The following is a 14897-nucleotide window of genomic DNA, read 5'->3' as shown; positions in this document are numbered from 1 at the left end:
AACTACGATAAAATAGCGCCAATATTTAAACCGGATATAGGAAAACACATGGTTGTTCTACACACTAATTTTGGTGACATCACCATTAAAATGTTTGAGCAAGAAGCTCCAAACACAGTTAAAAACTTTTTAGAGTATGCAAATGCTGATTTTTTCAACGGCACTATCTTTCATCGTGTAATCGATGGTTTTATGGTTCAAGGCGGTGGTTTTGTTCCAGGTATGGAACAAAAAGACGTAAATGACCCAATTCAGAATGAAGCTAATAACGGCCTATCTAATAAAATAGGCACTTTAGCTATGGCACGTACGCCAGATCCTCATTCAGCTACAGCGCAGTTTTTTATTAACGTGAATAACAACGACTTTTTAAACCACAGCAGCGAAACATCGCAAGGTTGGGGTTACTGTGTTTTTGCTGAAGTTGTAGAAGGCATGGACGTAGTAAATAAGATCAAAGCAGTTGCAACAGGCAGTACTGGGTTTCACCAAGATGTGCCTCTTGAAGACGTGATCATCGAAAGCGTTACTGTTAGCTAATAGTACGTTTACCCACGTAATGTGGAGTATCAGCGGGTGTTTGTGCAATATTCATACGCCCGCTTTATTTATATCGAAAAGACTTCCCTATGACTCGTAAGACATACTTTATTGCAGATTTACACCTAAGCGAAAACCGCCCAGATATAAGCGCTGCGTTTTTTGATTTTTTAAATACGCACATACTTAATAAAGAAGTAGATGCACTGTATATTTTAGGTGATTTTTTTGAAGTTTGGGTCGGGGATGACTACATCACAGCACTAAGTGGCGATGTGGCAAAGCACCTTAAAGCAGTCAGTGATAGTGGTACTCCCGTGTATTTCATTCATGGTAATCGTGACTTCATTATGCGTAAGCAATACGCAGACATGGCAGGGATGACATTACTTGCTGAACAAACAGTCATTGATTTATACAATACCCCTACAGTCATTTTACATGGCGATGAAATGTGTACTCAAGATACCGAATATCAAAATTTTCGAAAAAAAAGCAGAGGTTGGTGGTGGCCAAAACTAATGCTTGCAATGCCGCTTTGGTATCGTAAAAAAATAGCGCGTAACGCCCGTGAAAAAAGTAAACTAAGCCAAGCTGATAAACCTATTGAAATTTTAGATGTTGTAGATGATGCTGTGCTTAGCACTTTTGCCAATCATAATGTAACAAACATGATTCATGGTCATACTCATCGCCCCAACGTTCATATGTACAAAGTTAATAAACAAACACTTACTCGCACTGTACTGGGTGATTGGTATACACAAGGCTCTTATTTAGTCGTTACCCCACACTCACAAGAATTAATTAACACGCCTTTCGCATAAATTAAAATTCTGACTATTATTTATTTACACAATTTAATAATAGTAGTCACTTTAATGATAAAGCTATTAATTTTCATCGCAGTTATATCCATGCCGACAAAAGTTTTTAGCGAGCAGGCATGGCAGATTGTCACTGAAAACTACCCTCCCTATTTTAGCGAAAACCTTCCCGAAAATGGCTGGTTATATGACGTAACTAAAGCCGCTCTCAAAACACAAGGTATTAATAGTGAGATTGAATTCACCACATGGGATCGCGCCCTCAAGCTATTAGAAAAAAAGAGAAAAACAGCTATCTTAGGTGCTTTTTATTCCGTAAAAAGAAATGAAATCTTTTACTACTCCCGCCCACTTGCCGTCGCTCACTCGGGGATTTTTAAACGAAAACAAAGTACTGTTAATTACGATGGTTCTATTCAATCACTACAGCCCTACAGTATAGGAAAGGAAGATAGTGCCTTTGTAAGCCAAGAATTCGCTAGCAATACTGAGTTGGCAATAACGTCCACTAAAAGCCTACCTACAAGCTTGTATTTACTTCAGCAAGGGCGCATTGATTTAGTCGCGGGTACTAAAGAAGTTGGAAAATATTGGCTTGAGCACAATAAAGAAATCGCTTTAGGTAAAAATAAAATAGAATATTTATCGCCAGATCTTGCTGTGCATAAATTGTATCTAATCGTTTCTCAATCAAGCTACCAAGCAAAAGAACGCTTATACAAATTTAATGGAGGAATTAATATACTGATTAAAAATGGAGAAATTGCCAAAATCATGAAAAAACATCATTTCAGCAATGAAAAAATAACTAAATATATTAATTTTTTAAAAGAAAATTAGCTTTACGCTATTGGCACACCGCTGTGAAACTTAAAATCAGTGTCGGGTGTAGAAATTAGCTCTTTTTCTTTTTCACCAAAGAAGTTTACGCGTTCGGTAATATCAAAATCAGCTATTTCTTGCGCCAACGTTAAATAATCTTGGTAATGACGCGCTTCAGAGCGAAGTAACGAAATATAAAAATCACCTAAACGCTTATCAACGTGCGGCGCAAGCTTTGCAAAACGCTCACACGAACGCGCTTCAATGTAAGCGCCTACTATTAGCTTATCAACCAACGCATCAGGCTCAAACGTTTTAACATGGCGGAGCATGCCTTTTGCGTAACGACACGGTGTAATACTTCGATACTCAATACCGTATTCATCCATAATTTCGAGCACTTGATAAAAATGATGCAGCTCTTCTTTTATCAATAGAACCATTTTATCGATTAGACCTTGCCCGTATGGTGAACTCGATTTAGGAATTATTGATTTAGTTAGCTTATTTTTAGCCGCTAAATCGCGCCAATTCCCTTCTCGTTTATAAATAAGCGTTTCAAATGGCTTTAGCCACTCTAGCAATGCGTCGCTCCCCTCTTTATCTACCGCGTATTTACGTATTAAAAACATAGCGCTTTGAGCGGCTTTTAATTCGCATATTAAATGATCAATTAAGATTATTGATAAGTTTTCTTTTTTTATTGCTTGCTCAACCCACTCGTCAGGCGTGTTACACAATAAAAATTCATTAATAGGCTCTAAAAGTTGGCTATGGGGCACGTTGGCTACTCGTTACTTAAATAGGTTGATAGGCCACTATTTTAACAGAAAAATGGCTAAAAATAACAAAACATGTTTGCACATTAAATTGTTAATAACGAGTTAACTTGACTTTGCAAAATAAGTGAACCATAACTGTACATAGACTGTATAAAAATAAACCAACCAAAACAATAATACGTTCCCTGTATGGAGTACACACTATGATACTAAATCACCTCTGGGGCATTTATGCTCACCCACTCGAAGAATGGCAAACAATTGATAACCGCCACGAAAGTTTGACCTATAGTTTATCGCACATTTTGTTAATCGCTTTATTTCCTTCAATAATGGGCTACTACTCATCTGTTTATTTAGGCTGGAGCATAGGCACTGGCAACCCTGTATTTCTAACACATGATAGCGCAATATTAATAGCAAGTGCGATGTATGTTGCACTGATAATTGGCGTATTCGCCCTTGCTTATTTAGCCCATTGGATGGCGGTTACTTTCGGTGCTAAACCAACGTTTACACAAACGCTAGAACTAGCTGCTTATACTGCAACACCTGTGTTTATGTCTGCACTTTCTGCATTTTGGCCTGTGCTTTGGTTTGTCGTATGTATCGGTATTGTGGCGTTAGCTTATTCTGTTTATTTATTATACACAGGCGTGCCAATACTAATGCACATCCCTGAAGAGCGTGGCTTTATTTATGCCAGCTCAGTGGTAACGTGTGGATTAATATTACTTGTTATTATTTTAGCTGTAACAGCGATGCTTTGGACAAATGGGATTGTTAGCCCTATGTTTACTTAATAAAGTTTACCTAATAAAGAGTCGTGTTTGTTAGAAATGTTCCCTTTCTTTCCTTCGCAAAAAAGGAGCTAATTAGCTCCTTTTTTTATATGTAATAATACCAATTTAATCAAAAACATGATCATTCTATCGCATTAAATAACTCACTAACTGCGTTAAAAATCATTCATATAGAACAACTATATGTCACAATTTTTGCCTTGTTATTGTGCTATTTCTTTAACGCTATAATAGGTCACTTATTTAATGCAATTGGTATAATATTTATTAATTATTAATTATTAATCAGCTTCGTTTTCGTCTTGGTTATGAATTTCTAACCCTGAAGACATTGCACTTTCGCGGGTGCTTTTAGCTGAATCGTTACGTAGTTTATCAATACGATTTAGATAGTCTTGATCAATATCGCCAGTAATATATTGCCCATCAAACACTGATGTTTCAAACTTAGTAATTTCAGGATTTTCTTGGCTAACCGCTGCAATTAAATCGGGTAGCGATTGAAAGATTAAACCATCAGAACCGATGCTTACGTTAATATCTTCGACCTCACGCCCGTGAGCAATCAGCTCAGCTGCTGAAGGCATATCAATGCCATATACGTTAGGGAAACGTATTTCCGGTGCAGCAGATGCAAAGTAAACGTTTTTAGCACCTGACTCTCGGGCCATTTCAACTATTTGTGCTGATGTTGTACCACGAACAATTGAGTCATCAACCAATAGCACATTTTTGCCTTTAAATTCACGGTCAATTGCATTTAGCTTTTGACGTACTGATTTTTTTCGCATCTCTTGGCCTGGCATAATAAACGTACGACCAATATAACGGTTTTTAACAAAGCCTTGGCGGTATGGTAAATCAAGCACTCGTGCGATTTCTAATGCTACATCACATGACGTTTCTGGAATTGGAATAACTACATCAATGTCTTTATCAGCCCATTCCCGTGCAATTTTTTCGCCTAATTTTGTGCCCATATTTACGCGTGTTGCGTAAACCGACATACGGTCGATAGTTGAGTCAGGTCGTGCAAAGTAAACAAATTCAAAAATACATGGTGAGTAAGATGCTTTATCAGCACAGCTTAATGAATGAAATTCACCAGTCTCAGTGACGTAAATAGCTTCACCAGGCGCAACATCGCGAATAAACTCAAAACCATCTGGTTTTAGTGCGACACTCTCTGAGGCAAACATATATTCAGTGCCTTGTTGCGTTTCACGCTTACCAAATACAAGTGGACGAATACCATTAGGGTCGCGAAAAGCAACAATACCATGGCCAATGATCATCGCAATAGTTGCATAACCACCACTGACTTTGTTATTAACTTCACTCACCGCTGTAAAAATATCTTCAGGGTCTAACTTTAGCTTATCTGACTTACTTAATTCATGAGCAAGTACATTAAGTAAAATTTCTGAATCAGATGTCGTATTTACATGACGACGTGCTTCTGAAAATAGCTGCTCTTTTAAAGCCTCAGCATTAGTAAGATTACCATTATGGGCAAGTGCTATACCAAATGGAGAGTTCACATAAAAAGGCTGTGCTTCAGATGAACTAGAAGAGCCTGCCGTAGGATAACGCACATGGCCTAAACCAATTGTACCTTGTAGTCGTTTCATATGACGGGTGTGAAAAGCATCCTTCACAAGACCATTTGCTTTGCGTAAGCTAAACGTGTTGTTCTCAATGGTAATAATACCCGCAGCGTCTTGGCCACGGTGCTGCAAAACAGTTAAGCCATCATAAATCGCCTGATTAACAGGGGATGTTCCGACTATTCCAACGATACCACACATGTAATTTATCCTCGCCGATTAACGGTTTACTGAATTTAAAAAGCTCGAGTTGTTTTCTAGGTACGAAAAGAACCATTCAACTACAAAGCCAAATTCTGGAATCAAAATAGAATTGCCCCACCAATGCGTATTAGGTGCACCAGTAAAAGCATCAAGAAAGAAGAGTAACGCGCTCACGACCAACACGCCTCGAAGAGCACCAAACACTATGCCAAAGACACGGTCGGTACCCGATAAACCGGTACGCTGTACAAGCTCACCTAAAATGTAGTTTAGTAAACCGCCTAACAGTAGCGTCGCAAAGAATAATATGGCTATGGCCGCCGCATTTCTTAAAAGGGGTTCAGAAATGGTTGTTAGGAAGGAAGCTAAATATTGGTAAAATAAACTAGAGATGATAAAGGCGCCAGCCCATACAGCTAATGACATTGCTTCTTTAACAAAGCCGCGTATTAAACCGATGATGGTAGACAGTGCAATAATGCCAAGAATGGCGTAATCAACCCAGATCATAAGAACCAATTAGTCGCTAATTTGGGGCGCATTCTATACCCAAACATTGCCAATATGCAAGTTTAAACGGGAGATAACTGGCGGTAATTGAATACAAAAATTTAACATATAATGTCAAAATAAATATTGTTAATTACAGTAAAAATATAATGAATTAAATTTAAATAGCCTTGCTAAACAAGGCTATTTAAATAATTATTTTGTCACTTCGTAGCGAGTTACTTTACCATTTAACTTTGTCAGCACTTTAAGTTCAGGTAATTGTTTTTGTAACTCATTTTTATCAAGTGACGGCCCTACAAACACTTTCGTTAATGTACCATTTGGTGTTTTAACTGGTTTAGTGAACGTTTTAAAGCCTTTTTCTTTAAGCTTAGCTTGTAGTGCTTTTACATTGGCTGCATGAGAAAAACTGCCCAATTGCACAACATAAGCCATACTTGTGAGGTTTTCGTCACTTTTTCGAGCCCTAATTGGCTCTGCATTTGCTTGGGCTTTAGGCTCTATTACGGCTTCAATAACCTTAGGCTGAGAAGCATAGTCGCTTTCTGTCAATTGAGTTTGCTGCTCAAGAGCTTCATCGTCGGCTTTTATGTCTTCAATTTCATTTTGTTTAAGTGGCTCGGCATCCGCCATGCTTTCATCTATTGAATTTTGAAGATCGATTGTTTTTAACTCAGGGTTATTAGGAATAGCTTTAAAAGCTTCTTTATAATGAACTTTTTCGCCGTCGAGTATATTGGGAATAAACACGATTGCTGCGATCACGACAATACTTGTCCCGACTAAGCGATTAATAAAACTTGAGTTCACCGACATTCCCTCTATTTTTTAAAATAATTAATAGCGTCAGCCACTGTAAAAAATGAACCAAAAACAATCAAAACAGTGTCGATTTTTTGCTTTGGTAAAATTATAGCAAGTGCTTTTGCCACGCTATTATAGCTATGAATAGTATTATTATGAGGTACACTTTGTAATGCATTTTGTAAATTACTGGCAGTATCGCCTCGCGGACCACTTAAGCTTGCTAGTGACCACTCATCTACTAAATGGCTTACTTCTTTAAGCACACCTGCTTTATCTTTATCCGCAAGCATAGCGGCTAAAGCATGAATTTTAAAGCCTTTATCTTTAAACTTTAATAACTTATTAGCCAGATAACGTGCAGATTCTGGATTGTGTGCAACATCAGTAAATACTAAAGGCTCAGCGCTTAGCTGCTGAAATCGCCCTTCTACCACTAAATTTGCCAAGCAATCTCTTATTACCTGCTCACTTGGCAATAAATTTAAAACACTTAAAACAGTTAACGCCGTAGCCGCATTCTGACAAGGGATTGCTGGTTTATTCAGTTCAAGGTTATACTGTTTGTACTGCCAATTAAAACTATCAGCACTCTCTTTAAACATAAAGTCTGTGCCCGATAACGTCATCTCAGCATTAATTTCTTTACCATAATCAGTCATCGTGTGAGGAATATTTAAGTCACCGATAATAGCAGGGGTATGCTCTCGAAAAATACCGGCTTTATCGTAAGCAACTAATTCACGCGTATCACCTAAGTATTCTTTATGGTCTAAGTCAATGGTAGTAATTACACTTGCATAGGGGGTTACAATGTTTGTAGCATCAAAACGCCCCCCTAAACCCACTTCTAATAATACATAATCAACGCGACAGCCTTTAAAAATAGCCAACGCACCCAACGTGCTATATTCAAAATAAGTAAGTGGTGTGTCTTTACGACCTTGCTCTAACTGATGAAAAGCATCAATATGAAACTGGTCAGCTAACTCCTCACCGTTAACTCGTACACGCTCGTTATAACGAATTAGATGAGGAGATGCATAAGTGCCCACGCTAAAGCCTTGCGCTAGCAATAGCGACTCTAAGCAACGTGCTGTGGTGCCCTTACCATTCGTACCCGCAATAAGAATAATTTTACTTGAGGTGTTTAAAAGGCCAATGTTGTTGGCAACATTAGCAACACGTTCTAAGCCCATTGCAATGTTTGCAGGGTGAACACTTTCTAAATAAAAAAGCCAATCATCAAGGCTTGATGATTGGCTAGGAATTGTTTTTGTCATAGCGTGTAATCAGTAAAGCTGAAATTTACGCTACTCTATGCTCTTGTTCCGTAGAAGGCAAGTTCATAAATTTAGCTAGTATGCGGGCAAGGGTATCACGCATTTCACGACGGTCAATAATCATGTCAATTGCACCGTGCTCAAGCAAAAATTCACTACGTTGAAAGCCCTCTGGTAGTGTTTCACGAACAGTTTGTTCAATAACACGAGGACCCGCAAAACCAATTAACGCTTTAGGTTCAGCAACGTTAATATCACCCAGCATAGCAAGTGATGCAGATACACCACCCATGGTCGGATCGGTCATTACTGAAATAAACGGTAGACCTTTTTCAGTCATTTTTGCAAGTGCAGCACTTGTTTTAGCCATTTGCATAAGCGACATAAGCGCCTCTTGCATACGTGCACCACCTGATGCAGAAAAACAAATAAGCGGCATATTATGTTCTAAACATTGATCAACAGCATCAACAAAACGAGCGCCAACAACCGAAGCCATTGAGCCACCCATAAATGAGAACTCAAATGCGACAGCTGCAACCGGAATACCTTTTAATCGGCCCTTAATAGCTACAAGTGCATCTTTTTCACCACTTGCTTTTTGGGCTGCGCTGATGCGGTCAGAGTACTTTTTAGAATCTTTAAATTTAAGAATGTCTTTAGGCTCATGTTGTGTACCAAGCTCTTGACGATCACCTTCATCTAAAAAGTGCTCTAGGCGCTTACGGCCACTAACACGCATGTGGTGGTCACACTTAGGACATACGTTTAATGACTTTTCTAATTCAGCTTTATATAAAATTGAATCACACGATGTACACTTCGCCCATACACCTTCTGGGATTTCTTTACGACCTGATGACTTTGTCGTTTTAGGTAAGATTTTTTCTAGCCAACTCATTTGCAACTCTCTTAATACTGTTCTGTGTCGCGAGTCTACCAATAGCGATTAGTAGACGAATTTTTTCAATTAAAACATGAATTTCATTAACACGGTATAAAAAACTGGTCTTAGTAGTTAGAAATGCGCATAAAAAGTACTAGTAATACCCAAAATTAAATACCAATATCAGGTAAAAACAATGGTCCTAATGGCATCTTAGGAACTTTAAATTGCTCAGGGTAATCAACGTCAACCAAATATAAACCAGCGGCTTTAGCTGTCGCGCTGGCCTTTGCACGCTCTTTACAATCAAGTAACTCTTTTAACCAAATAGGTTGCTGTTTATGTAAACCAATGTCCATAAGACTACCCGTTATATTACGGACCATATGATGTAAAAATGCATTCGCTTTAATATCAATAACAACATAGTTTTCAATACGTTGCACCGATAAGTGATGAATTGTTCGAGTAGGCGTATTTGCTTGGCAATGAATAGCCCTAAAAGAAGTAAAATCGTGCTTACCAACTAGATACTGGCATGCCTGCTGCATTTTCACTTCATCTAAGTGATGATGAAAGTGTGTAACGCCCTCATTTAATACAGCTCCACGCAGAGGCGAGTTGTAAATAATATAACGATAACGACGAGCCGTGGCGCTAAAGCGAGCATGAAAATCTTCCGCCACTGGCTGCGCAAAACGAATTGCAATATCTTTAGGCATTAACGTATTCATGCCTAAAGTAAATGCCACCATGTCACGGTCGGCCTCAGTGTCAAAATGTATTACTTGGCCTGTACCGTGAACGCCTGCATCGGTGCGCCCCGCACATATTACTTCAACAGGGTGATTGCAAATACGCGACAACGCTTTTTCTACTTCTTGTTGTACACTATTTACATGTGATTGGCGTTGCCAACCACTGTAGCGTACGCCATTGTATTCAACCCCAAGTGCTACTCGCATAATTACCGTTTTACCCTACTGTGCTAATGAACGAGGCATTTTATGCTATCTAACGATGCAATAAAAGTAATACCAGCCTGCTTATGTATGGGGCTTGTTTAATTCGTTAAATTGTTCAAATATTTATACCGGTTGGCATAATTGTGCTGAAACCCAATCAATACCTATAAAAAAACCCATAATTAGCTAAGCTAATTATGGGTTTAAACGTATTTGTTGTTATTTTATTTCAATTTGGCTTTTAAGCTAAGCGCTTCTTCTTGAACTTCTTCAGGGCCTTTGTTGATAACATCTTCAATTACTTTTAGCGCAGAGTCAGAGTCATCGATTTCGATATAGGCGCGTGCCAAATCTAGTTTAGCTGAGTAACCACCACTTTCAGCATCTACGTCAGTCGGATTTTCACCAGCCAGTAACGCATCAAATTCACCTAACCCCACATCCATATTAACGTCATTATAAGGTTCGTGTTCAAGTTCTGCATCATCACTTTCCTCTAACAATGAATCAATATCTACAAATTCATCGCTACCTAGTTGCTCAACATCACTACTTTCAACTTGAGGCTCTTCAATAATTAATGGTTCATCAACCCCTAGATCTTCTTTGAGCAAGCTATCAAAATCAAACTCACTGCTATCATCAATACTTAATTCTTCAGGCTCTGCTAATTCATTAAGCAATGAATCAAAATCAGTATTAGTCAACTCAGCCATAAACTCGTCATCAAGTTCATCATCAGAAGCAATATCACCACTGCCGAGTTGTTTCGCTTGAGTTATTTCAGCTTCGCGATCCACGTTAGTTTGTTCATTAACTAATTCATCAGACAACTCTTCATCTAAGTACTCTGAAGCTGTTGGTTCAGCGATATCTGGATTTTCTAATTCCGCATCCAGATCTGTAAAGTCATTATCGAGTAACAGTTCGTCGTCAAAATCATCTTCTAAGCTATCTAAACTACTTTCTGCAGCAAGCGCATTGGCCAAGTCTTGCTCTGTTTGACTTACCGATACACCTTTTGTATCGGCGTCTACATTTTCAGGTAACTCTTCATCTAATGAAGTAGGCGGTGCATTTACTAACTCATCGTCATCGCCTAACTCATTTTCTAATTCACTACCCTGCTCAGCCAATTCATCATCGATTAGCAAATCATCATCTAAATCACTTCCTTCAGCAAGCGCATTGGCCAAATCTTGCTCTGTTTGACTTACCGATACATCTTTTGTATCGGCGTCTACATTTTCAGGTAGCTCTTCATCTAATGTGGTAGGCGGTGTATTTGCTAACTCATCGTCATCTAAATCGTCTTCTTGCAACGGTTCAGCGGTGGCGGATGTTTGCTCATCTAGCGCTGTTTTTTGCGAGTCGTTAAGATCTAGAGGTTGAGTTTCTTCAGCACCCTCTAATTCATTATCAAGTTCAGCAAAGTCGTTATCAATTAGAAGTTCATCATCAAAATCGTCATCTAAATTATCTAAGTCACTTCCTGCTGAGAGTGCGTTAGCTAGATCTTGTTCTGTCTGACTTGGCGATATATCTTTTACATCATCTTCTAAGTTATCGCTTTCTAATTCATCAGAATGTGAAGGAAGCTGGTTATCTGCTTCTAAAAGTGGAGTATCATCAAGCTCCTGTTCCGAGGATTCAACAAGCTCTTCGCTGTTACTAGTATCTAAAATTTCATCTTCAAGTGAAGGCTCTGGCTCAGCCTCATCGGCTAATGGGTCATCTCCTAAATCAACCTCCACTTCTTCTATTTCATCATCTAGATCTTCTGTTGACCACTCTGGGGTTTCAACATAGCTTTCGTCTTCAACTTGTTGCAACTCATTTAAAAGTTCATCAACACTCTTTAATTCACTATCGTTATACTCTTCTAGTGCATCTTCAGGATCGAGCAATGTTTCAGAGGTGTCCGAAAAATCATCTTGTTCTTCTACTGGCTCAAGTTCTTTAACAAGTGCATTTTCTTCTTCAGGCTCAGGCTCTTCAACAAGCGCGGTTTCTTCTGTAAGCTCAGACTCTTCAAGAAGCGCGGTTCCTTCTGCAAGCTCTGGCTCTTCAACAAGCGCAGCTTCTTCTTCAGGCTCTGGTTCTTCAACAGGCGCGGCTTCTTCTGCAAGCTCTGGCTCTTCAACAAGCGCGGCTTCTTCTGCAAGCTCTGGCTCTTCAACAAGCGCGACTTCTTCTTCAAGCTCTGGCTCTTCTGCAAGCTCTGGCTCTTCTGCAAGCTCTGGCTCTTCAGCAAGTGCAGCCTCTTCTTCAGGCTCAGGCTCTTCAACAAGCGCGGCTTCTTCTGCAGACTCTGGCTCTTCAACAAGCGCGGCTTCTTCTGCAAGCTCTGGCTCTTCAACAAGCGCGGCTTCTTCTGCAAGCTCTGGCTCTTCAACAAGCGCGACTTCTTCTGTAAGCTCAGGCTCTTCAACAAGCGCGGCTTCTTCTGCAGACTCTGGCTCTTCAACAAGCGCGGCTTCTTCTGCAGACTCTGGCTCTTCAACAAGCGCGGCTTCTTCTGCAAGCTCTGGCTCTTCAACAAGCGCAACTTCCTCAATCGGCGGCTCTATTAAACTATCGATATCGTCTATATCAAAATCGTCGTTTTCTTCTACTAGCGTATCAGCTGTAATGGTTGATGTATCATCAACGTCATTTTCATCCGTCGCTTCATCAATTAAACTGTCGATATCGTCTATATCAAAATCGTCGTTTTCTTCTACTAGCGTATCAGCTGTACTGGTTGATGCATCATCAACGTCATTTTCATCCGTCGCTTCATCAATTAAACTATCGATATCGTCTATATCAAAGTCGTCGTTTTCTTCTACTAGCGTATCAGCTGTACTGGTTGATGCATCATCAACGTCATTTTCATCCGTCGCTTCATCAATTAAACTATCGATATCGTCTATATCAAAGTCGTCATTTTCTTCGATTAGCGTATCGGCTGAACTGGTTAATGCATCATCAACGTCATTTTCATCCGTCGCTTCATCAATTAAGCTATCGATATCGTCTAAATCAAAGTCGTCATTTTCTTTCACAACCGAATCAGTTGCAGCTTCAGAGCCCACATTTGTCTGTTCTAATAAATCATCAATATCAAAGTCATCATCACCGGCAAGCTCTTCACTAAATGCTGCTATTTCATCATGAGAATCTAAACTATCATCGTCTTCTATCCCACTTGGCTGTGCATCAAATTCAGATGAGCTTACATCCTCGTCAAATAAGCTATCTAGCTCATCACTACTTAAAATATCGTCATTATTAGATGGTTGTGAAGCTAAATCTAAATCAATGTCTTCTTCTAAGCTGTCATCCGATGGGCTGTCAAAACCTTGTTGCATGAAAATATCAAGTTCATCATCCCCTGTATTTTCATCATCAAAAACAATGTCATCACTTAATAAACTTTCAAGGTCACCTTGATCAAGTAGGCTATCCTGATCTGTAAAATCATCTAAATTATCATCTAATGAATCATCAAATGCGGTATCTTCATCAGATAAAAGCTCATTCTCTAAGCTATCATCTAGCTGAACACTTAAATCATCGAGTGGATCAGGCACTTCCGACTCATTATCTGTATCAGTGTCTAAGTTATCATTACTGCTATAGCTTGGTGATTGTGGTAAAAAGTCATCATCTGATTCTGTATCGGCCTCGTTATTGGCTCTTTTTCGCAAAAACATAACCACAGCAAAAATAACGAGTAGGCCTGGAATAAACATTAATAAACCAAGTACAAGCGGGTTAGATAATAATGTTCCAGTGTCAGCTTCGGTTTCTGGAACAACTTCGTTTAACTTCTGCTGAGCCAGTACTTCATTTTGTTTAGCTATTAATTCTTTGAGTTGTAATTGAATCTCACTGTCTTGCCCTAACTGTAGGCGAACACTTTCAAGTTCTTTAGAGATGCCCGTTAGCTGTTTTTTTAGATTATTATTTTCAACGAGAATTTCTTCTACATTACTTACAGAACTTTTAAACTGTTGTTGTAGTTCAACTAATTTAGTTGCCTGCTCTGTTTTAATCTCTTTTATTTCTTTTTGTAATTCTTTTTTTGCATCATCTACATCAACTTTTCGGGCTTGAGTTACCTTAGTTTGTGCTGAGTTAATTTCTGTTTGCGTAAGCGTGCCATTTTTCTTTTTCTCCCATAACGCATCGTCTTGCTCAGAGCGCTGCTTAGCTAGTTGTGTGTTTACATTTCTAATTTCAGCTAATGTGGGGATTTTTAGGTAAGCACCACTTTGCATGTGGTTTAGGTTTTGTTCTAAGAATGAGTTGGGGTTTTTGTTATACAGAGCCTGCATCACTTGATAGATACTGACAGAGTTATCAGGACGAACTTTAGCTGCTATACGCCAAAGAGTATCCGTTGGTTTAATTGGCCCAATAGATCGCTCTTGCGCACCATAGTCAACGCCTTTAGGCCCCTTCAACTGGGTACTGTCTTGAGAGTAAATAGGCGTTACTATCAATGCAGACGCTAATAAAATAAGTGTAGCTAAACCGCGCATGCTGATCCTTTAATGTTTAAATGTTAACGTTGTACCAAAAAAGTTGGCGCATAAACATTGATTATTCTTGCTGCTATCAGCCAAATAACTGACTCATATTTGTTATTACAATCTATTTTTGCTGCAAGCTCTATTCCAATTACAAACTATAAACCAGTTGAGGCGTAATATCCATCGCAACACATTGAAAATAAATGTCTAAAAACATCATTGTAGTATAAATTTATTGAGGTTTATCAGTAGCTTTATATGTTTAACAGCACAAGTGGCAAAAAAGTGGCGGGTTTGATGTGTTAAAAGCGGCAAACAACTGTGGTTTACCGCTTAATTTG

The 14897-nt window shown here is 39.0% G+C and carries 12 protein-coding genes; 4 read left to right on the top strand and 8 right to left on the bottom strand.

Annotated elements, in window-relative coordinates:
- Positions 1 to 48 precede the first annotated feature (48 nt).
- From ACJJVZ_RS08100 to ACJJVZ_RS08090, 3 genes are all read left to right on the top strand, one after another.
- Positions 49 to 540 (top strand): peptidylprolyl isomerase, encoded by a 492-nt coding sequence (locus ACJJVZ_RS08100; RefSeq protein ID WP_077537392.1) that lies wholly within the window; start codon positions 49 to 51, stop codon positions 538 to 540.
- 89 nt (positions 541 to 629) lie between these two features.
- Positions 630 to 1367 (top strand): UDP-2,3-diacylglucosamine diphosphatase, encoded by a 738-nt coding sequence (locus ACJJVZ_RS08095; RefSeq protein ID WP_405599650.1) that lies wholly within the window; start codon positions 630 to 632, stop codon positions 1365 to 1367.
- A 54-nt stretch (positions 1368 to 1421) separates the two neighbouring features.
- The gene (locus tag ACJJVZ_RS08090) at positions 1422 to 2207 is read left to right on the top strand and encodes a transporter substrate-binding domain-containing protein (RefSeq protein ID WP_405599647.1); all 786 of its coding nucleotides are present in this window, start codon (positions 1422 to 1424) and stop codon (positions 2205 to 2207) included.
- 2 nt (positions 2208 to 2209) lie between these two features.
- Here the strand turns inward: ACJJVZ_RS08090 and miaE are convergent, their stop codons facing one another.
- Positions 2210 to 2971 (bottom strand): tRNA isopentenyl-2-thiomethyl-A-37 hydroxylase MiaE, encoded by a 762-nt coding sequence (gene miaE / locus ACJJVZ_RS08085; protein ID WP_193155955.1) that lies wholly within the window; start codon positions 2969 to 2971, stop codon positions 2210 to 2212.
- Positions 2972 to 3174: 203 nt separating this feature from the next.
- On the opposite strand from miaE, the gene ACJJVZ_RS08080 reads away from it, so the two are divergent.
- Complete coding sequence (locus tag ACJJVZ_RS08080; protein WP_077537388.1) at positions 3175 to 3774, top strand: Yip1 family protein; 600 nt, start codon at positions 3175 to 3177, stop codon at positions 3772 to 3774.
- 281 nt (positions 3775 to 4055) lie between these two features.
- Here the strand turns inward: ACJJVZ_RS08080 and purF are convergent, their stop codons facing one another.
- The 7 genes from purF to ACJJVZ_RS08045 form a co-directional block, all read right to left on the bottom strand.
- Positions 4056 to 5582 carry an amidophosphoribosyltransferase gene (gene purF, locus ACJJVZ_RS08075; protein ID WP_077537387.1) on the bottom strand — a complete coding sequence of 509 codons (1527 nt, stop codon included), beginning with the start codon at positions 5580 to 5582 and terminating at the stop codon, positions 4056 to 4058.
- Positions 5583 to 5600: 18 nt separating this feature from the next.
- Positions 5601 to 6095: a CvpA family protein gene (locus ACJJVZ_RS08070; RefSeq protein ID WP_077537386.1), complete on the bottom strand. Its 495-nt coding sequence runs from the start codon at positions 6093 to 6095 to the stop codon at positions 5601 to 5603.
- Positions 6096 to 6290: 195 nt separating this feature from the next.
- Positions 6291 to 6908: an SPOR domain-containing protein gene (locus ACJJVZ_RS08065; RefSeq protein ID WP_138583909.1), complete on the bottom strand. Its 618-nt coding sequence runs from the start codon at positions 6906 to 6908 to the stop codon at positions 6291 to 6293.
- Between the two features lie 11 nt (positions 6909 to 6919).
- Positions 6920 to 8185, bottom strand: coding sequence for a bifunctional tetrahydrofolate synthase/dihydrofolate synthase (gene folC / locus ACJJVZ_RS08060; RefSeq protein WP_405599641.1), 1266 nt, complete (start codon positions 8183 to 8185; stop codon positions 6920 to 6922).
- Between the two features lie 25 nt (positions 8186 to 8210).
- Positions 8211 to 9086 (bottom strand): acetyl-CoA carboxylase, carboxyltransferase subunit beta, encoded by an 876-nt coding sequence (gene accD / locus ACJJVZ_RS08055; RefSeq protein WP_077537383.1) that lies wholly within the window; start codon positions 9084 to 9086, stop codon positions 8211 to 8213.
- Positions 9087 to 9241: 155 nt separating this feature from the next.
- The gene (truA, locus tag ACJJVZ_RS08050) at positions 9242 to 10036 is read right to left on the bottom strand and encodes a tRNA pseudouridine(38-40) synthase TruA (protein WP_405599638.1); all 795 of its coding nucleotides are present in this window, start codon (positions 10034 to 10036) and stop codon (positions 9242 to 9244) included.
- 224 nt (positions 10037 to 10260) lie between these two features.
- The gene (locus tag ACJJVZ_RS08045) at positions 10261 to 14565 is read right to left on the bottom strand and encodes a FimV/HubP family polar landmark protein (RefSeq protein ID WP_405599636.1); all 4305 of its coding nucleotides are present in this window, start codon (positions 14563 to 14565) and stop codon (positions 10261 to 10263) included.
- Positions 14566 to 14897 lie beyond the last annotated feature (332 nt).

This window comes from Pseudoalteromonas sp. Ld19, from assembly GCF_045064135.1.
In the GTDB taxonomy this organism is placed as follows: Bacteria; Pseudomonadota; Gammaproteobacteria; order Enterobacterales; family Alteromonadaceae; genus Pseudoalteromonas; species Pseudoalteromonas aliena.
The sequence above is the reverse complement of the archived record's forward strand: the minus strand, read 5'-3'. Positions and strand labels throughout refer to the sequence as shown.